Genomic DNA, 19,055 nt, shown 5'->3' with positions numbered 1-19,055 from the left:
GCGCCTCCCCTACCGACGGTTTCCGTGGACACGCGGGCCCCATCACCGAGCGGGGTGCCCACGAATACTGTGCCCACGGCTACCGCGCCCACCGCTCCCGCGCCCCCTGCTTCGGGGCCTGCTGCGTCGGCTCCTGCCCCTTCGGATCCTCCCGCTTCAAACACCGGCCTTCCCTCCGTTGCCGTCCCCGCCGCGCCGCCCTCGCCGTCAGCACCAACTCCCGCGCCCTCGAACGCTCCGTCCCAGGCGTCGCCGACCCGGCCGGCCGCTGCCGTCGAGCCTTCACCCCGCCCGGGCACCAGCGCGCCTGAACCAACAGCCATCCCTACCGTCATCCCCGTGGATGTGGCGAACACCGGACCAGCGGTCTACTACGTGGCAATCGACGACGGCGGCGCGCGCGGCGTGCGCTTCGGCTGCAACGACAGCCTGGTACCTGTCAGGGGCGTTGCCGTCCCCGGCGATCCGTTGTCCGTAGCGCTCGGCCGGCTACTGGGCGCCGGAATGCCGGTGGACAGCGATGCAGCCCTCTATGACGCACTGGCCAATTCGTCGCTGCGCTATCTCTCCGGCTACATGAACGGGGCAACAGTGGTGGTGAACCTCAGCGGATCACTGCGGCCCGGCGGCGTGTGCGACATCCCGCGGATCCAGGCGCAACTGACGCAGACCATAGTGCAGGCCAGTGGTGCGTCGCGTGCCGAGATCTACGTGAATGGCCGGACACTGACGGAGGCACTGAGCGTGCGATGATGGCGGGCTGCTGTTCCATGGCTTCCGGCCTCACGCCGTCGCGATCGCCAGCACCCTTCGGAGAGCCCACGCCACCCGCAGCAAGGCCAAAATGGAAGCGAAGGCCAGCACGAAGACCAGCACTTCAGGGATCCACAAGCCCGTGACGGAGTCTCCTTCCAGAACCACTGTCACCAAGGCAACGACCACCAGCAAGCCCAGTCCAGGGATGGCAAAAAGGAACACCTCGCCGATCTGGCGCCTGTGTGCTGCGGACAGTTTCTCCAAGGGAAGTTCCCGCTGACCTGGCGCAGCTTTCTTTCCCAGCACATTGATCAGCATGGACACACTGGTGAGTGTCAGCCCTGCGGTGGCCCCGGCAAGGGTGGCCAGCGTTTGGAACAAGGTTCGCCGCGCACCCGGATCCACGGCCTCCAGCATCAGCGGTTGACGTGCCAGCAGGGCGATTCCCAGCCAGATCAGCACGGCAAGCGCAGCCCAAGCGAAGTCGGCGCTGGGGTGCAACAGAAACCAACGCCACAGAGTCCTGCGGCGGCCGGTCCGCTGGATATCAACCTCGTACAAGCTCATGATCTGCACCGCCTTGGTTCTCCCCGGCCGATTGATCCGCTTTTTCGGATGCTTTGCCTGCCTTTCCCACCCGACCGGCCGTTTCAGGGCTCTCCGCGGCTGCGAGAGCCGCCCGAACAGCGGCCATTCCCCCCGCAACCATGTCCGGAACCAGGGCCGAGTCCGCCGAGCCCTTGACGTCCGGCAGGGTCCTGGCGAAAAAGGCCTCGTTGTCCCGGGCCTGCTTGTTGAGGATGGATATTGCTTCAGCAGTGGATTTTTGGGGGTCGTTGAACACGTCCGGGTCCACGTCGATGTGCGAGATGAACCGCTCCTTGAGAAGGTCCACCACCTCGCGGTCACCCGTCAGGGAGTCCTTGCCTTCAGCCACCACGTAGTCGAAATGTTCCACGGATCCGGCCCTGCGGAAGAGATCAATCAACTGTTGGATACGGTCACGAATCCGTTGTTTATCCTCGGCTTTGCCGGATCTGCCCACGCTCAAGGAAATCCGGAACGTCCCCTCGTTCATAAGGCGTGAGGCGCTGTCCAGGACGTCAGCCCATTCGCCTTCCATGAGCTTCCCGGACAGGCGTTCGGCAGGAAGGGCGAACTCGAATCGGCTCACCTCCAGGCGTGTGAGGATTTCCTCGATATCCTCACGGACAACCGGCACCAGGACTGGCTCCAGCCCCAGCATTCCCTCGAGATACTCGCCCATCCTGGACGCCCGGGGTCCGTTGCCACTGGTCAGCACCGCGATGACGTTGCGCTTCAGAAAGGCAAAGTAGGTTGTCTCCAACAGGTGGTCACCGGGCGCCAACGGAAGGGGCTTGCGCCGGCCAAGGGCGTCTCCGACGCTTGGCAGGTTGGTATCCCGCACCCGGTCCAAAAGCAGCACGGGATGCGGCGATGACGCCACGGCCTGCGCGAGTAACACCGTGCCGTCAACACTGGTGAAGTGCCTGTCCGTCCCGGCATCCTGGGCCTTCTTCAGCACCTCGGCCACACGGCGCGCTGGAAATGGGCGGTTGAGCCCGTCACCGTTCAACTGCTCGATCCGCCAGAACTGCACACTGCGCCGTGCCATGGATTCTCCCCTCGTCTTCCGTGACCCACGCTATGGGCAAGGTCCGACATTAAAGCCGAGCGCCGCCGTCGTGCGTCAACCCGCTCGCGGACAGCGCCAGGTCACAGGCTGTATTTGGGCCCCGGCGCGAACAGCGAATCCATCTCGTCGTGGCTGCGAGTGCCTGCGAGCCCGGCCCAGTTGCCGTCGCCGAGGATTTCCTTCGCCACGCGGGCCACCTTTGCATAGGCCGCTTTGGCCGTATTGCCACCGATGCTGACGCGTCGCACGCCGGCGTCGTGCAGTTCCAGGGGCGACGGCGCACCGACACCCGCCAAAGCGTTGAGCGGGGCGGGAACTCTGTTGGACAACTCGTGCAGGACATGCAGGTCCACAACGCCGGGCACAAAGACTCCGTCCGCGCCTGCCGTGAGGTATGCCTCGGCACGCCGCAAGGTCTCCTCAAACGCGGTCTCCGGAAACTGACCGGACAAGTAGGTGTCCGTGCGGGCGTTGATGAACAGCGGTATACCGCGCTCGTCGGCAGCGGCGCGGATCAAGGCGATCCGCCGCGACTGTTCCATCAGCTCCGTGAGCGGCTCCGTTCCGGAGTCCTCAATGTTGATTCCCACAGCTCCCTCGTCCAGGACCGCATGGACCGTGGCACGAAGTTCCTCGTCAGTGCGCCCGTAGCCGGTCTCGATGTCAGCCGTCACCGGCAGCCGGGTGGCCCCTGCGATGCGACCCAGTGCAGCCATCGCCAAGCCCCATGGCACGTGGTCGCCATCCCTGAAGCCCAGGCTCCAGGAAACGGCCGAGCTTGAGGTGGCAATTGCCGTGGCACCTGCCTCCTCCACAACCCGGGCTGAGGCTGCGTCCCAAACGTTCACCAGAACCAATGGGGTGGGCCCGGCGTCGTGAAGTTTATGGAAGTGTTCGGCCTTGGTCACGGATCCCCGGTGCGCTGTCATAGCTACATTCCAGCCCTTCCCGATCCCGGCGTAAAGGATAGACCCGGAAAATGAACCAATTCGAAAACAACTGTTGCCTCTTTAGCAACATCGAGGAGTATCCTGTCACTGTGACCCACGAAACATTGGATGCCGGCGCAACGCTGCCCGCTGAAGCCATCGACGCCATTGAGCGGGCCGCCACGGCCGCTCACCCGCACGAGGAATTGTTCTCCGCGCGGGCCGCCAACATCAAACAGTCCGCCGTCCGGGATGTCTTCGACATCTCCATGCAGCCAGGCCTTGTCTCCCTCGCCGGCGGCAACCCCTACCTGCAGTCACTGCCGCTGGAAAAGCTAGGACAGACCGCCGCCCGCATCATCGCAGAGGAGGGCATGACCGCCCTGCAATACGGCGGTGGCCAAGGAACCGAGGAACTCCGCGAGCAAATTTGCACCATCATGGCGGCCGAGGGGATCCACGATGCCCTCCCCGAAAATGTTGTTATTACCGCGGGATCGCAGTCGGCTCAGGATGTTGCCACCAAGGTCTTCTGCAACCCAGGGGATGTTGTCCTGGTGGAGAACCCCACCTACGTGGGCGCCCTGAACACGTTCGAGGCGTACCAGGTCCAGGTGGAACCGATTGAAATGGACGACGACGGCCTGGTACCGGAGCTGCTCGAGTCCAGGATTGCGGCACTCCAGTCCGAGGGCAAGAACATCAAGTTCCTCTACACCATCCCCAACTTCAACAACCCCTCCGGCATCACCCTTGCCCAAGAACGCAGGCAGCGCATCGTCGATATATGCCGCACTGCGAATATCATCGTCCTCGAGGACAACCCCTACGGACTCCTCCGCTTCGACGGCCACCCGATCACGCCCATGCGGGCCGCCAACCCGGATGACGTCATCTACTTGGGATCGTTCTCCAAGATCTTCGCTCCCGGACTCCGGATCGGCTGGGCCCTGGTTCCCGCGCATCTGCAGCGTCGCTTCTACCTGGCCTCCGAGGCCGTGACCCTTTGCCCGCCGCCGCTGAATCAAATGCTCGTCTCGGCATACCTCCGCGACTATGACTGGCAAGGGCAGATCGACACTTATCGGTCCCTGTATGCGGAACGCTGTCAAGCACTGCTGTCCGCGCTGGATAAGTACATGCCTGCCGGACTCACCTGGACACGCCCGGATGGCGGCTTCTTCGTCTGGGTCACCCTTCCTGAAGGCGTGGACACGTATCCCCTGCTCGGGAAGGCAATCGACGCAGGGGTGGTCTTCATCCCCGGCGCAGCCTTCTCGCCGGCCGACGGACCTTCCAACAAGCTCCGCCTCGCGTTCAGCGCCGTCCCGCCGGATACGATAGCCGAAGGCGTCCGCCGCTTGGCCCCTGTCCTGGCGGAAGCCATCGAAGCCACCAATGAAGGAGCACCACAATGACCGGAGTTGTGATCGTCGGAGTAGACGGCAGCGAGACGGCAATGAGGGCAGCGAAGGCCGCCCAGCAGTTGGCGATCGGACTTGGAGCCAATCTCCGCGTGGTGAGCGCCTTCGACAGCAACCGGACAGAGGTTGTAGAGATCGGCACCGACAAGTGGATCGTCTCCGATGCCGCCGAAGCTGAAGCGGTGGCCCGCGCGGTGGCAGAGAAGCTCACTGATGACCGCCTTGAGGTGACCTACTCGGCCGCCCGCGGCAAGCCGGGTGAAGCGCTGGTCAAGGAAGCTGAAGTCCAGGACGCCCGCCTCATTGTGGTGGGCAACCGGCGCATGCAGGGCTTGGGCCGTGTACTGGGCAGTGTGGCCAACACAGTTGCCCACACTGCGCCTTGCGACGTCTACATTGCCAAGACTGACCAGCCGTAAAGCGAGCTGAATCACGCCGCCGGGTGGGGAGTCTCACCCGGCATTTGGCGTCTTTTGGGCAAGATCCCCGAAGTCATCGTTATAAAATCGAGATGCCCCCAATGGCGCGTGCCACCTCCACTTACTGACTTCAGGGGATCATTTTCTTGCTTACTTTGCAGCCGCGCCAGCGCGTGGGACACGACATTTTGCTTGCCCGCCACGGCAACCACATCAGCACCATGCGCTATGACCGGAGCAGCGATCGCATCATCGCCATGCTCGACGACGGCTCCTGGGACAGCGCCCCCAACATGATCTCCCCCAGCCTTGAGATGCCCGAAACAATCGGCAGCGTCTTCCGTAAGGACTGGCGCTTCCTGTCCGTTGCGTGCGTGGCAATGGTTACCGTGGCCGCCGTCGCCATGGGCATCAGCGTTGAGATGGCAAACCACATGTCGACGACGGAGCTTCAGGCGCTGCTGGTCAATTACCCGGCGTTCTAGCGCCTTCGCGTTCTAACGGCCCGGCTCCCGCGGGGAGCGCAGTGTCCCCGGCGACCTTGCCGTCGTCGAACCTGAGAGTCACCTGTCCTCCCGACTTCCGCCTGCGCAGCAGCAAGATGACAGCTCCGACTGCAAGCCACACGGCGCCCAGCAGGTATGTGAACCACGCCAGTGAAGTCCATAGCCAGGCGATGAAGGCGAAACCCAGCACCGGCATGACCAGATTGCGCAGGGTCCCTGCTGGCCCCCGCTTCCGCAGGTCGAAAAAGACCACCTTGATGGTGGCGAGGTTCACCACGGCGAAGGCCACCAGAGCTCCGAAGTTGATCATGTACACCGCCTGCTCCAGCGTGATCACGAGGGCGACCAAGGACACCGCGGAGACAAGCAGTGCCGCGAAATACGGAGTCCGGAACCGCGGGTGCAACCTCGCCAAAGCGCCGGGCAGGATCCCGTCCCTGCCCATGGCGTAGATGACGCGACTGACGCTCATCTGGGCAGCAGTACCGCAAAGGACCAGCCCGCCAAGGTTCACCACCACGAATACCACCATGAGCACATCGCCTCCGGCGCGCTGCATGAGCTCGGTTCCCGCGGCGTCGAGGTTGGCGATCGATCTCCACTCTGGAGCGATGAGACTACCGGCCACGGAAAACAAGGTGTAGCCCAAGCCGGCAAAGAGCGTGGACAGGATGATGCCCCGCGGAACATCGCGCTGGGGGTTACGCGTCTCTTCGGAAAGGGTGGAGACGCCATCGAATCCCAGGAAGGCGAAGGCCACAATGGCCGCGGCCGCCATCACAGGCGCAATCCCGCCCTCCCCCAAGGTCAGGGGCCGGGCAATGTTGTCGAAGGACAGGTCCGGGGCATTGACCACAGCCAGGACAAGGAACACCAGGATCACCAGAACTGAGGCCGCCACCACCACGATGTTCAACTTCTTGATCCACGCAACGCCGATCACGCTGAAGAGCCCCACCACCAAGAGGCAGAGCAGGACGGCGAGCTGCGGCGCTATGACAGGCACCAAACTGTTGAGGTACAGGCCGAAGAGCAGGAAGTTCACCATCGGCAGGAACAAATAGTCCAGCATCATGGCCCAACCCACCAGGAACCCCACTGGGCTGCCGAACGCCCGGGAGGCATAGGCGTAGGCGCCACCGGTCACGGGGATGTGCCTGGCCATCTGACCATAACTATGCGCGGTGAATAGCATCGCCACCAGGGCAGCGATGTAAGCGGCCGGCAGATGTCCGTCGCTGATCTCGGTCCCCGCGCCATAGACAGCCACCACGGACAGTATGCCCATGGAGGTCAGGCCAAAGGCGATGAGCGACGGCAGGCCCATAACGCGTTTGAGCGTGGGGGCCGCTGCCGGGCGGTCCAGTGCGCTATTTCCAGGGATGGTCATGGGCTCTCCTCGATGCGATCCGGGTCACATAAATGAATGTTGTTCATTAGAGTAGGGCTCCGCCGCGTTCTTGTACAGCTTTGGTATTCCAAAAGTCTCCAGCAGACGCTTTGCCTTTGAAGCATGGGCCTAAAAGTCAAGACTTATGACGGACACTTCTCTGCGTGTTGGATGTTTGGTATACCTAAGGTGAAAACCGCGAAAGGACTCTGATGACTGCACCACTGTCACCGATCGGCAGCAGGGGCGAGCCGCCCCATGGACGGGGGCTGCTGACTACGCCGGGTTTTGTCGACGCGCATATCCACCCTGACAAGACCACTTGGGGCTCCGGCTGGCTGTCCCGCGAACCAGCGCAAACACTGCCCGACCTCATAGGAAACGATCTCCGGGCGCAGCTCGCGTTTCAGGACAGCGTCGAGGACCGCGCCTATGCCTTGATGAGCCACGCCGTCCGCAACGGGACCATGGCCATGCGGGCGCACGTGGACGTTGCACCGCAAATAGGCCTCAGGAACATCCACGGCGTTCGCGCAGCCGCTGAGCGTTTGGCTCCGTTCCTGGAAGTCCAGGTGGTTGCCTTCCCGCAGTTCGGCCTGCTGAGCAACCCCGGCACACTCGACCTCATGGAGGCTTCCCTGGCGGAGGGTGCAGACCTCGTGGGTGGCATCGATCCGGAGTCGGTGGACGGCGACCTGCATGGACACCTGGACGCCGTCTATGCGCTGGCCAACAAGCACGACAGGGACGTGGACATCCACCTGCACGACGTCGGGGCAGACGGGTTGGCGCAGCTGCGTGTCATCGCTGAACGCACCGTGGCCGAAGGCATGCAAGGAAGAGTCACCATCGGGCACGGTTTTGCACTCTGCGATGCCTCACAACCTGATCTTGGCTCTACCTTGGATGCCATGGCCGAGGCAGGAATCTGGATGGCTACCTGCGCCCTTGGAGCCGATCCCGTACCGGATCTGGACCTTTTGGAACGGCATGGGGTCAAGGTTGCCGTCGGCTCAGACGGAGTCCGCGATGCCTGGTCTCCGTTCGGCACCGGCAGCATGATGGATCGCGCGCACCTGCTGGGTTACCGCACAGGAGCGTCCACCGATGCGGAGTTGGAGCGCTGCTTCCGGCTTGCCACGTCAGCAGGTGCGGAGCTCATTGGGTCCGCCGAGGTGAGAAACTTCTCCGGCGCGAACTCTGTTGACCGACTCGAATTCGCCGCGAACTCCATCCCGGAACTGGTAGTTGACCGACCCGCTCCGCTGAGGGTGGTGCGGGGTGGCCGGCCTGTGGCCCTTCAAGCCTGATCGGACGGCAGTTAGAGCATCCACTCCCGCAGCAGCCACCACAGCCCGGCAATCACAACGCCTCCAAACAACGAGCCTGCAATGACCTGGGCAAGGGTGTGTGCCCGCAGTACCAGCCGCGACCAGCCAACAGCCGGCACGAGAAGCAGCAGAGGGAGCCAGGCCGGCCCGAACATGAGGATGGCAATCACCACCGCAGCCGAAAGCGCCGAGGCATGCCCGCTCATTTTCCAGAAGGCGCTGACAACCGCCAGTACCCCGATCCCACCTATGAGCGCGATGATCATCACCGTGACACCCACGGGACCATTGAGCAAGTGCAGCACCAGCAAACCAACCAGCACTGACACCAGCGTCATCAAAAGCAACGCGGGCCGCTGACGGCGGTCACTGACATGGTGGTCCGTGATCCTGCCCAGCTTCACCATCACCAGGACATACGCCAGCGGAAGGACGCAGACGAACATCGCCGCGAGCAGCCCGAACCACAGGGTCCCCGGGAACCCGGGTTCCGTCGCAGGGCTGATCAGCAGAAGAACCAGTACAACAACGGGTGGCTGGAAAACTTCCGTCAGCACGCGGGCAACCTTGCGCCACGGCCCCGTCACCAGCTGAGGGGGCAGGTGGCCTGGTTCCCCTGTTGCCGTCCCGCCCGCTGTTCCCGTCCCGCTGACTGTTGAAGTCCCGCTGCCGCTTGGCCCGCTATCTGAGCCGGACAGGGCTTTCTCGTCAGTCAAGCAGGAGCGCCGGTTCTTCGAGAATGGAGGCCACGTCCGCCATGAAGCGCGCGGACAAATCACCGTCCACCACGCGGTGGTCGAAGGAACCGCCAAGAGTGGTGATCCAGCGCGGGATGACCTCGCCGTCCAAGACCCAAGGCTTCTGCTTGATGGTTCCGAACGCAATGATGGCTACTTCGCCCGGGTTGATAATGGGCGTTCCTGTATCAATACCGAGTGCGCCGATGTTGGTGACAGTCAGGCTTCCACCCTGCATCTCAGCCGGCTGCGTCTTCCCTGCCCTGGCCTTGGTCGCCAGCTCATTGAGGGCCAAAGCCAATTCCTTGAGGGACAGATCCTGGGCATCCTTGATGTTGGGCACCATCAAACCGCGCGGAGTTGCGGCGGCAATGCCCAGGTTCATGTAGTGCTTCACCTGGATCTCCGCGCCACCCTTGCCGTCCGCGTTTTCCACCCAGCTCGCATTGACACTGGGGTTGCGTGCCGCGGCCCAAATCACTGCTTTGGCAAGGATGAGCAGCGGCGAAACCTTAATGCCTTCGAAGTCGCGTGAGACCTTCAGCCGCTTGACGAACTCCATGGTCCTGCTGGCATCCACATCCACAAAAATGCTGACGTGGGGAGCCGAGAAAGCTGAATCCACCATGGCCTTGGCGGTGGCCTTGCGTACTCCCTTGACCGGCAGCCGCTCCACGCGCTGATCCTGCGGCTTCTTGGACGCACCCCAGAAGCTGTCCGCCTGGTCATGCTCAGCATCCCGCTGGGCCTGGTAGCTCACCAGGTCCTCGCGGGTCACTTCACCGCGTTGGCCGGTAGCCACCACATCAGCGAGGTCGATTCCCAGATCGCGGGCGAATTTGCGCACAGGGGGCTTTGCAAGGACCTTGTTGACCAGGCCACTGATGGTTCCGCTGATAGCGGCACCGCGGGAGGCAGCAGCCTGCGGTGCGTCGGCCGTGATGGGTTGCGGTTGAGCGACAGGAGCTTGGGTGAGGGGCGCCTGGGTGACGGTCGCGACGCTGGCGGGGGCCGACGTCGTGCGGTGTGCGGCACGAGTTTCGGCTGCCTTGGCTTCCAGTACTGCTTGGTGGTCCTGGACCGTACCTTCAGCATTCTCGGCGACCGTAGCTGCCTCGACCGCCGACCCCGCCGGACGTTTCCGTGCACGGCGCTTGACGGCGTCGGCTTTGGGTCCGGACCCGACCAACGGTCCACCGGCCGGACGGTTGTCGTCGCCTTCGTCGTCGGCCGGCAACTTTCCGTAGAGAGGCATCTCGACGGCGGGTGCCTCCGGGGCAACCGGCGTCACCGGCGCGGCATCCCCATCCTGTCCTTCAGAAACAGCGATGATCGCCGTGCCGACCTCCACCGTGATGCCTTCCTCGACCAGCAGCTCAGTGACAGTGCCTGCGAATGGCGAAGGGAGCTCAACGAGGGACTTGGCGGTCTCGATCTCGCACAGGACATCGTTGATGGCAACGACATCGCCCGGCTTGACTTTCCAAGCCACTACCTCGGCCTCGGTCAGGCCTTCGCCAACGTCCGGCAGGTTGAATTTCTTTACAGTCACAGTGGTCCTCGATTTCCGGTTACCCGGCAGCGAAGCCGGGCTGGATCAGGGCGGTTAGTAGGACGGCGGTGAACAAGCGGTCCTGGTGGAACCGGCAGTTCTAGTAGGACAAGGAGCGGTCGAGCGCCTCAAGGATCTTGTCGATATCCGGCAAGTAGTCCTCTTCCACCTTGGCCACGGGGTAGGGCATGTGGAAGCCGCCAACTCGAATGACAGGAGCCTCCAAGTGCAAGAAGGCCCGTTCACTGATGCGGGCAGCGATCTCGCCGCCGATGCCACCGAAAGTAGGGGCCTCGTGGGCCACGATCAAGCGGCCCGTCTTCTTGACCGATGCTTCCACGGTGTCGAAGTCCAAAGGTGAGATGGAACGGAGATCGATGACTTCAATGCTCCGCCCGTCCTCCGTGGCAGCGTTCGCGGCCGCCAGAGCCACCGGCACCAGCGGGCCATAGGCCACGATGGTTGCATCCGTGCCTTCGCGGACTACGTGGGCTTTGAAGGGATCCTCGGAAAGGCCGGCATTCTCTACATCCACCTCGCCCTTGAGCCAGTAACGGCGCTTGGGTTCGAAGAAGATGACAGGATCCTGGCACTCAATGGCCTTCTGGATCATCCAGTAGGCGTCATGGGCGTTGGACGGCGAAATGATGCGCAGACCCGCAGTGTGGGCGAACAGCGCCTCAGGTGACTCGGAGTGATGCTCGATGGAGCCGATACCTCCGCCGTACGGAATGCGGATGACCACTGGAACGGTCAACTTGCCCAGGCTGCGGGAGTGGATCTTGGCCAATTGGGTGGTGATCTGGTTGAAGGCCGGGTAAACGAAGCCGTCGAATTGGATCTCGCACACCGGCGAGTATCCGCGCAGCGCCAAGCCAATGGCGGTGCCGACGATGCCCGATTCAGCCAACGGGGTGTCCACCACGCGTTCGTCGCCGAACTCTTTGATCAAGCCATCGGTGACACGGTAAACACCGCCCAGGTGTCCGATGTCCTCGCCCATCAGCAAGGACTTGGGGTTGTTCGTCAGCGATGCCCGGAGACCTTCATTGATGGCCTTCGCAATGGTCATTGTTGCCATCAGTTAGCTGCCTCCTGGTCGCTCTCAAAGCCGGCCGAGTATTCCTCGAACCAAGCAAGTTCTTCCGCAATCAGCGGGTGTTGTTCGGCATACACGCTGGCGAAAGCATCGCGGATGTCCGGGACCTCGAGGCCATGTGTTGTGCTGCGGACGTACTTGGCGAGTTCATCGCCGTCGGCCTTTACTTGGTCGAAGAACGCTTCGTCCGCCAGGCCTTCGGTGCGCAGGTACTTCTCCAAGCGGTCCAGCGGATCCTTCTCGCGCCAGGCAGCTTCTTCCGCGGATTCCCGGTACTTCGTGGGGTCATCGGCAGTGGTGTGTGCACCTACCCGGTAGGTGTAGGCCTCAATGAGCACAGGGCCCCGGCCCTCGCGGGCGTGTTCGAGTGCCCACTCCGTCACGGCATGGACAGCGATTGCATCGTTGCCGTCCACCCGGATACCCGGGAAGCCGTAGCCCTTGGCGCGGTTGGCCAACGGAACCTTGGTCTGAACCTCGGTGGGCACCGAAATGGCCCAGTGATTGTTCTGGCAGAAGAACACAACAGGAGCGTTGTACGACGCAGCGAAGACCATGGACTCATGGACGTCACCTTCGGAGCTTGCGCCATCGCCGAAGTACGCAATAACCGCGGCCTTGGGGTCTGTGGAGTCGGTGGCGGCGGCGAGTTTCTGGTCCCTCTGGATACCCATGGCATAGCCAACAGCGTGGAGAGTCTGGGCTGCCAGCACCAAGGTGTACAGGTGGAAGTTGTTTTCCCTCGGGTCCCAGCCTCCGTTGGAGACACCACGGAACTGCTTGAGCAGTTCGGCAAGGTCAACGTTGCGGACCAGGGCGACGCCGTGTTCGCGGTAGGTGGGGAAAATGTAGTCCTGCGGCTGGCTTGCGTGCGCCGAACCGATCTGCGCGGCCTCTTGCCCGGTCAGCGGCACCCACAAAGCGAGCTCACCTTGGCGTTGCAACGCCGTGGCCTCCTGGTCGAAGCGCCGGATCCTCGCCATGTCTGTATAGAAGACACGGAGCTTCTCGGGATCAATCCGCTTGGCGTAGTCCGAGAAGACAGGATCGGAACCCAACGTCCCGTCAGGTCCGAGCAACTGCACCATTTCTACTGGTTCGCCTGGCGCGGCTGCTGCCGCGGTGGTTGCCGCGAGAGTTTCTTCCGTCCCGGGGGGCAGTTGTGTCGAGCCCATTCCGTCTCCTTGCTTGCCATGGCGGGGCGCCGGGCAATGTCTGTCGCTGGGATATATGCCCGTTCCGGAATGCATTCCGGAACGGGCATATATTTTGGCTTTCGTCCCTTACTTTATCGGCAGTAAGTAGCGTTGGCGCATTTGTTAACCGCTAGGAACCTTGCGGAGCCTTTGTATAACCTGCACAGAGATCCAGGAACCGGGTGTTGGCTTCCACCTCACCAATACTGACGCGGACACCCTCGTTTCCAAAGGCCCGGACAGACAGAGCCTGCTCGGCCGCCAAGGCAGCAAACTCCGCGCTATGCTCCCCAAGATTCAACCAAACGAAGTTGCCTTGAGCCTCAGGAACGAACCAACCGAGTTCCCTCAGGCCAGCCGTCACGCGATCCCGTTCATCCACCAGGCTTTGTACCCTTTCCACAACCTGATCGAAATTCTCGATGGATGTAACGGCAGCTCGCTCCGCGATTTGGGAAACGGCGAAGGGAGTGGCCGTCACCCGGAGGTGCTGGGTAAGCAAAGGGCCGGAGACACTGTAGCCAACGCGCAGGCCAGCCAGGCCGTGCGCTTTGGAGAAGGTCCTCAGGACCACCACATTGGGGTAATTGCGGTAGAGCTTGATGCCGTCCACAGCATCAGCATCCCGAACAAATTCCTGGTAAGCCTCATCGATGACCACCACCACGTTGGGCGGCACTGCTTGGATGAAGCGTTCCGTTTCCTCGGCCGTGAGGATCGGTCCGGTGGGGTTGTTCGGCGTGCACAGGAGGATCACTCTGGTGCGGACGGTCACGGCGGCAGCCATGGTCTCGAGGTCGTGGCGCCCGTCTGGCAGCAGGGGGATTTGCACACTGGCTGCCCCGGCGAGGCCTACGCAGATGGGGTACGCCTCGAAGGAGCGCCAGGCGTAAATCACCTCGTCCTGCTTACCGTCGTCATTCTGCCCGGCGAAAGTGGCCAGGATCTGGTTCAGCGCCCCCAGGCTGCCGGCGCCTGTGACAACATCGTCAGCCGGAACATCCAGGAAGCCAGCCAAAGCGTTGCGCAGCTTGGTGGCCAGCGGATCCGGGTAGCGGTTGATGTCGGACTGGTCTGCGATTGCCTGCAACACTGCAGGAATCGGAGGCAGGGGGTTTTCGTTGGACGACAATTTGTAGCTGGTGAGGCCCTCAATCGCAGCGGGTGGTTTACCGGCCGCATATTTGGGGAGCCTGTCCACGACCGGACGAGGGAGTACGCCCTCCGGTACGTTGTCAGTAGTAGTCATGACTTCAAGCCTACTTGCCCATCTATGGCTGACACCGAGCTCTTTAATAGGCGTGTGTGAAAGCATGGGCCCATGGGTTCCTTCATCATTCGCGTCCTGATCAACGGGCTTGCCCTGTGGGTTGCAACCTGGCTCCTGCAAGGCATGGATATTTCGACCAGCGCCACCGAGTCTGCCGCAGCCAACGCCGGACTCACCCAGGGCGCAGACACCGCCGGCATTATTTTGGCGTATCTGTTCATCGGCCTGATCTTCGGAGTGGTCAATGCCTTTGTTCGTCCTTTGGTGAGGCTGTTGTCCCTTCCGGTGACCATTCTGACGCTCGGCCTGTTCACCATAGTGATCAACGCAGCCATGCTGTACCTGACTGCGTGGCTGAGCACCTTCACACCCGTGCACCTCACCATCGATTCTTTCTTCTGGACAGCAATCCTGGCCTCAATCATCATCAGCATCATTTCCATGGTGGCGGGCCTGATTCCGGGCGCCAAGAAGCGGTAACACTTCCTGCTCGTACAAAGGTGACTTGTAGCTCTACCTTGTTGCTGTTCCGGACCTCGTGTCCTGGATAGTAGGTGGCGAGGCGGGACGTGGCGCCGGTGGTTGGACCGGAAGCGGCGCTCTTTCCAGCTTGAACCGAGTCACCTTGGCAACCCCGCCCACGCCGACAACACCAGCGAACACGGCAGTGGACGCTGCCAGAGACTCGTCATGGCTTGCCGTCACCAGCGCTGCTCCTGCGGCATAGTTTTCCTGATCATGGCCAGGGCCGATGCCGGGATCCTGCCCCTCGGGAGTTTTGACCTCATTAGTCAGCGTTACAGTTACCCGGTCCTTTGTGTCGACGTTATTCCGACCTTCGGCTCCAGGAACCCAGTCTTGGACATGCTCCAGATGCAGTGAACTGATGCCGGGCTCGGGGGTGATGCCTCCCACGGGAGCTCCGGCTGTCAGCACATACTTGAGGTCGAATTCGCTGAGAAACGCTTTGTTCCGGCTCAAGTTCATGGCGTGGATGCCACCTTGGCTATGTCCTACTGCCACTACTGGCTCGCCCGCCTCAGCACCGGCTTCACGGAGTGCCTGGCCGACGGCAGGTGCAACTTCTTCGGAGTCGTAGCCCAGCGCTTCGCCGATTCCCTGTTCGTCGAAGGGGTTTGCGCTGGGTGAGTCGGGCTGGGTTCCCGGGATCAGCACCATCCACGAAGGCGAGCCGTTGTTGTCGAGGCGGATAACCTCAATCTCGCCGTCGTTCCGGGCGTGGAGTCTCTCGAGACGACGAAGGCTTACCGCCATGGACGGTTCCATCTGCTCCACCGATTCGTCCATCTTTTCGATGCTTACGGGCCTTGGCCTCATGTCCGAAAGCTGAGGCATCTCCAAGACGTCATGAACGACGTCCCGTGGAGTTGTCCAATATGGAAGAAGTGCCGAGGCCAGATAATTGCTCATATCCTTGGTTGGCGGCCAAGCCGGCTTCATCTCGTCAAGGGTGGGGAACCGTGGGATAACATTTCTGACCTCCGCTTCCACATAGTCCCGGTGACTGGCCCGCACTGCCCCGGCGACCTCCACCAATTCCTGCCGGACTTTTCCCACTTCCTTGGCGCTCTCGGCCACAGCGTTAAGGGCGTCGCAGCCAGTTCTATAGGAGTCGTACAAAAAGAGTTCCAGGAGGTCTTGAACCTGACGGGCCTCGTTTTCAATGCCTACAAGTTGCTGAACAAGTTCATCCAGGGTTCCCGCTCCCCTGAGGAGTTCCTCAAGCTGAAAAGACATACCTCCCACCCCTCCCCTGATACTGAGGATTCCGTCATTCGCGGGATGGGATGGCTGAGGCGCTGCGCCGGCCCCAACGGGAGCTGAGTCTGCCATCACGGACCCCGTTCGCTTGAGGCTGAGACACTTTGGGAGTGACGGAGCACCACAGCAACGGCGGCCTCCACCGACTCGCGTGCACGCATCAGTGCTGAAGCTTGCAGGGCAATGGTGGTCCTGTAAGCCCTCCCCGCGGGAGAAAGCCAATCTTCCACTTGCACTCTCCGAAGGGACGAAAGCACCGAGTCCACGTGGTCCACGCACGATTGCATTCGCCACGCAAGCCTTTGGACTTCGTGGCTCCGGGAAGCACACTCCAGTGGATCAAAAGTGGGCGGGTTGGGTGCAGGCATCAAGCCGACGCTCATTGTCTGTGTACTCCATTGATTGTTCTGCTGATGGATAGGCTCGACGCTACGGAGCAGCCGAACCCGACGGAAGTGGCGCCGTTGGCTATGTGGATAACCTGATCGGCCGTCCACATAGCCTTGTCATCGACTCCATGGCCCCGCGCGGAACATGAAAGAATAGACCTCATGGCTGAATCCCTCCGCGTGTCCCTCGCTTCCGAACCCCTCGCCCTTGGCGCCCTTGACGGCCGCTACCGTGCCGCCGTCGCGCCCCTCGTGGACTACCTGTCCGAGGCTGCGCTTAACCGCGATCGCGTTCACGTTGAAGTTGAGTGGCTCATCCACCTGACCAGCCAGTCAGTTTTGCCGGGTGCTGGCCCGCTGTCCGACGAACAGGTGGCCCGGCTGCGCGCCATCGTTACCGAGTTCGATGCTGCGTCCGTTAATGAACTCGCCGAAATCGAAGCCGTCACCGTCCACGACGTCAAAGCTGTTGAGTACTACATCGGACGCCGGCTGCCTGCCATCGGCATTGAGAACCTCACGGCTCTGGTCCACTTCGGTTGCACATCCGAGGACATCAACAACCTCTCCTACGCTGTGGGCATCAAGGGCGCTGTGGAAGATGTGTGGCTGCCCAACGCCACCGCCCTCGTGAAGCAGATCGAAGCCATGGCCGAAGCAAACCGCTCCGTGCCCATGCTGTCCCGTACGCACGGCCAGCCCGCCACGCCCACCACGCTGGGCAAGGAACTGGCTGTCATTGCGCACCGCTTGAACCGCCAGTTGGCGCGCATCGCCAAAACTGAATACCTCGGCAAGATCAACGGTGCCACCGGAACGTACGCGGCCCACGTGGCTTCAGTCCCGAGTGCCGACTGGGAAGCCGTTGCCAAGACCTTCGTGGAAGGCCTGGGTCTCACGTGGAACCCGCTCACCACGCAGATCGAGAGCCACGACTGGCAGGCCGAGCTGTACGCGGACATTGCACGCTTCAACCGCATCCTGCACAACGTCTGCACTGACATCTGGAGCTACATCTCCATCGGCTACTTCCGCCAGATTCCGGTTGCAGGGGCCACGGGTTCCTCCACCATGCCGCACAAGGTCAACCCGATCCGCTTCGAGAACGCCGAAGCCAACCTGGAGATCTCCAACGGCCTCCTGGACACCTTGGGCGCCACGCTGGTCACCTCCCGTTGGCAGCGCGACCTCACGGACTCATCCTCCCAGCGAAACATCGGCGTCGCCTTCGGTCACTCGCTGCTCGCCATCTCCAATGTAGCCAAGGGTTTGAAGGCCCTCGACGTCGCAGAGGAAGTCCTCGCGGGCGACCTCAACACCAACTGGGAAGTCCTTGGTGAGGCCATCCAGATGGTCATGCGTGCCGAGGCAATTGCCGGCGTGGAAGGCATGGAAAACCCCTACGAGCGCCTCAAGGACCTCACCCGCGGCCAGCGCGTGGATGGCGCCCGCATGCAGGAATTCGTTCAAGGTCTGGGCCTCTCCGCAGACGCCGAAGCCCGCCTGCTCGCCCTGACCCCGGGCAAGTACACGGGCATCGCGGACAAACTGGTGGACCACCTGCAGTAAGGAACACCTGTTGTAGTGCAGAACGCTCGACGACGGCGGGCCAGGGCTGGGTGCCCCGGTCCGCCGTCGGCGTTTAATGCGACGTGAACGTTTGGTCGGTTGGGGGCAAGAGCGCTCCTTCCCAGTTCCTTTGCTTGGCATCCCGTCCGAGGACTCGAAACACGGCGTGTCGGGCTGTTCCTGGACTGCGACGACTGATTGGCTGGAACAAACCGGGCAGGAGCGCTGGAAATCTGGGGTATGAGCTTGGCCTGCCCAGCCCCCCGGATCATTCACGACGTAAGGAGCGGAGCATCCATGAAGCTCCTTTTGATCAGGCATGGACAAACACCAGGCAACGTCGCTGGTCAGTTGGACACCGCGTTTCCGGGCCCGGGGCTAACTGAGCTCGGGGAGCGCCAAGCGTCCGCCCTGCCCGAGGCTTTGGCCACTGAAGGGATTCAAAGCCTCTACACCTCAACCTTGCTGCGTACCCAACGGACTGTTGCACCTTTGGCGAGGGCCACAGGATTGGAGCCGACAATCCTGGACGGCGTCCATGAAATCGAGGCCGGCGCACTGGAGAAGAAAACTGACCACGAATCGCATCGTCGATATATGGGCACGGTCTTCGCCTGGACGGATGGCGACTTGGATCTTCGCATGCCGGGAGCATTCAGTGGGCACGAATTCTTCGAGAGATTCGATGCCTCCGTCCAGCAAGTGGCGGCGGCGGCGCATGAAACAGCTGCAATCATCAGCCACGGTGCTGCCATCCGTTGCTGGGCGGGGCGCAGGGCAACGGACATCGACGCCGCGTTCGCAGAAACGCATGCACTCCCCAATACAGGCATTGTTGCGTTGGAAGGGGATCCCGAGTCCGGTTGGCGGGTGCTGCATTGGGATCAAATTCCTAGTGGGGGCATGGCGCTGGAAGACCAAACAGCGGAAGACCCCACGGGCGAGTCCCTTTAGGCCCACCCGCGCATCGCCTGTTCCATCCCCTCATCTGCCTGCGTGTTTGGCGCGCCACCTGCCCGCGTGTTCAGGATGCTTTGCAGGGCCCGCTT

General features: G+C 62.2%; 18 protein-coding genes. 8 read left to right on the top strand and 10 right to left on the bottom strand.

Annotated elements, in window-relative coordinates; genetic code table 11:
• The first annotated feature begins 54 nt into the window (after positions 1-54).
• Positions 55-753, top strand: a complete 699-nt coding sequence (locus tag ACIQH5_RS07260) for a GerMN domain-containing protein (protein WP_400401600.1) — start codon at positions 55-57, stop codon at positions 751-753.
• A gap of 30 nt (positions 754-783) precedes the next feature.
• Here the strand turns inward: ACIQH5_RS07260 and ACIQH5_RS07255 are convergent, their stop codons facing one another.
• The 3 genes from ACIQH5_RS07255 to ACIQH5_RS07245 all read right to left on the bottom strand — a co-directional run bounded on the left by ACIQH5_RS07255 (position 784) and on the right by ACIQH5_RS07245 (position 3,342).
• Positions 784-1,323, bottom strand: coding sequence for a hypothetical protein (locus tag ACIQH5_RS07255; protein ID WP_400401598.1), 540 nt, complete (start codon positions 1,321-1,323; stop codon positions 784-786).
• Complete coding sequence (locus ACIQH5_RS07250) at positions 1,304-2,392, bottom strand: hypothetical protein (RefSeq protein WP_400401596.1); 1,089 nt, start codon at positions 2,390-2,392, stop codon at positions 1,304-1,306. Before ACIQH5_RS07250 ends, ACIQH5_RS07255 begins: the two co-directional genes overlap by 20 nt.
• Before the next feature lie 101 nt (positions 2,393-2,493).
• Entirely contained in the window at positions 2,494-3,342 is an 849-nt protein-coding gene (locus ACIQH5_RS07245; protein ID WP_400401594.1) for an isocitrate lyase/phosphoenolpyruvate mutase family protein, read from the bottom strand.
• 110 nt (positions 3,343-3,452) lie between these two features.
• On the opposite strand from ACIQH5_RS07245, the gene ACIQH5_RS07240 reads away from it, so the two are divergent.
• From ACIQH5_RS07240 to ACIQH5_RS07230, 3 genes are all read left to right on the top strand, one after another.
• Entirely contained in the window at positions 3,453-4,760 is a 1,308-nt protein-coding gene (locus tag ACIQH5_RS07240; RefSeq protein ID WP_400401591.1) for a PLP-dependent aminotransferase family protein, read from the top strand.
• Positions 4,757-5,185 carry a universal stress protein gene (locus ACIQH5_RS07235; RefSeq protein ID WP_062072606.1) on the top strand — a complete coding sequence of 143 codons (429 nt, stop codon included), beginning with the start codon at positions 4,757-4,759 and terminating at the stop codon, positions 5,183-5,185. Before ACIQH5_RS07240 ends, ACIQH5_RS07235 begins: the two co-directional genes overlap by 4 nt.
• A gap of 173 nt (positions 5,186-5,358) precedes the next feature.
• Positions 5,359-5,670 (top strand): hypothetical protein, encoded by a 312-nt coding sequence (locus tag ACIQH5_RS07230; protein ID WP_400401874.1) that lies wholly within the window; start codon positions 5,359-5,361, stop codon positions 5,668-5,670.
• On the opposite strand, the gene ACIQH5_RS07225 is transcribed toward ACIQH5_RS07230, so the two are convergent.
• Positions 5,651-7,081 carry an APC family permease gene (locus ACIQH5_RS07225; RefSeq protein ID WP_400401588.1) on the bottom strand — a complete coding sequence of 477 codons (1,431 nt, stop codon included), beginning with the start codon at positions 7,079-7,081 and terminating at the stop codon, positions 5,651-5,653. The genes ACIQH5_RS07230 and ACIQH5_RS07225 overlap by 20 nt on opposite strands.
• Before the next feature lie 212 nt (positions 7,082-7,293).
• Here ACIQH5_RS07225 and ACIQH5_RS07220 point away from each other — a divergent pair, with 212 nt between their 5' ends.
• A complete protein-coding gene (locus ACIQH5_RS07220; protein ID WP_400401585.1) occupies positions 7,294-8,391 on the top strand; it encodes an amidohydrolase in 1,098 nt (365 codons plus the stop codon).
• A gap of 11 nt (positions 8,392-8,402) precedes the next feature.
• Here the strand turns inward: ACIQH5_RS07220 and ACIQH5_RS07215 are convergent, their stop codons facing one another.
• The 5 genes from ACIQH5_RS07215 to ACIQH5_RS07195 form a co-directional block, all read right to left on the bottom strand.
• Positions 8,403-8,999, bottom strand: a complete 597-nt coding sequence (locus ACIQH5_RS07215) for a phosphatidic acid phosphatase (RefSeq protein WP_400401872.1) — start codon at positions 8,997-8,999, stop codon at positions 8,403-8,405.
• A gap of 121 nt (positions 9,000-9,120) precedes the next feature.
• Complete coding sequence (locus ACIQH5_RS07210) at positions 9,121-10,701, bottom strand: 2-oxo acid dehydrogenase subunit E2 (protein ID WP_400401582.1); 1,581 nt, start codon at positions 10,699-10,701, stop codon at positions 9,121-9,123.
• A 100-nt stretch (positions 10,702-10,801) separates the two neighbouring features.
• On the bottom strand, positions 10,802-11,782 hold the full coding sequence (locus ACIQH5_RS07205) for an alpha-ketoacid dehydrogenase subunit beta (RefSeq protein WP_062072602.1): 981 nt from the start codon (positions 11,780-11,782) through the stop codon (positions 10,802-10,804).
• Positions 11,782-12,975 (bottom strand): pyruvate dehydrogenase (acetyl-transferring) E1 component subunit alpha, encoded by a 1,194-nt coding sequence (gene pdhA, locus ACIQH5_RS07200; protein WP_400401579.1) that lies wholly within the window; start codon positions 12,973-12,975, stop codon positions 11,782-11,784. The genes ACIQH5_RS07205 and pdhA overlap by 1 nt, the downstream gene beginning before the upstream one ends.
• A 151-nt stretch (positions 12,976-13,126) precedes the next feature.
• The gene (locus ACIQH5_RS07195) at positions 13,127-14,245 is read right to left on the bottom strand and encodes a histidinol-phosphate transaminase (protein ID WP_400401576.1); all 1,119 of its coding nucleotides are present in this window, start codon (positions 14,243-14,245) and stop codon (positions 13,127-13,129) included.
• A 72-nt stretch (positions 14,246-14,317) separates the two neighbouring features.
• On the opposite strand from ACIQH5_RS07195, the gene ACIQH5_RS07190 reads away from it, so the two are divergent.
• Complete coding sequence (locus ACIQH5_RS07190; RefSeq protein WP_142937549.1) at positions 14,318-14,746, top strand: phage holin family protein; 429 nt, start codon at positions 14,318-14,320, stop codon at positions 14,744-14,746.
• A gap of 33 nt (positions 14,747-14,779) precedes the next feature.
• Here the strand turns inward: ACIQH5_RS07190 and ACIQH5_RS07185 are convergent, their stop codons facing one another.
• Positions 14,780-16,024, bottom strand: coding sequence for a hypothetical protein (locus ACIQH5_RS07185; RefSeq protein ID WP_400401572.1), 1,245 nt, complete (start codon positions 16,022-16,024; stop codon positions 14,780-14,782).
• Positions 16,025-16,599: 575 nt separating this feature from the next.
• Between ACIQH5_RS07185 and purB the strand changes: the two genes are divergently transcribed.
• Together purB and ACIQH5_RS07175 are read left to right on the top strand one after the other, a co-directional pair.
• Complete coding sequence (purB, locus tag ACIQH5_RS07180; protein ID WP_062072592.1) at positions 16,600-18,006, top strand: adenylosuccinate lyase; 1,407 nt, start codon at positions 16,600-16,602, stop codon at positions 18,004-18,006.
• 297 nt (positions 18,007-18,303) lie between these two features.
• Complete coding sequence (locus ACIQH5_RS07175; protein WP_400401569.1) at positions 18,304-18,960, top strand: histidine phosphatase family protein; 657 nt, start codon at positions 18,304-18,306, stop codon at positions 18,958-18,960.
• The last annotated feature ends 95 nt before the right edge of the window (positions 18,961-19,055 follow it).

The organism is Paenarthrobacter sp. NPDC091711 (assembly GCF_044756605.1).
Lineage (GTDB): Bacteria > Actinomycetota > Actinomycetes > Actinomycetales > Micrococcaceae > Arthrobacter.
This window is presented reverse-complemented; position numbering and strand designations above follow the sequence as displayed.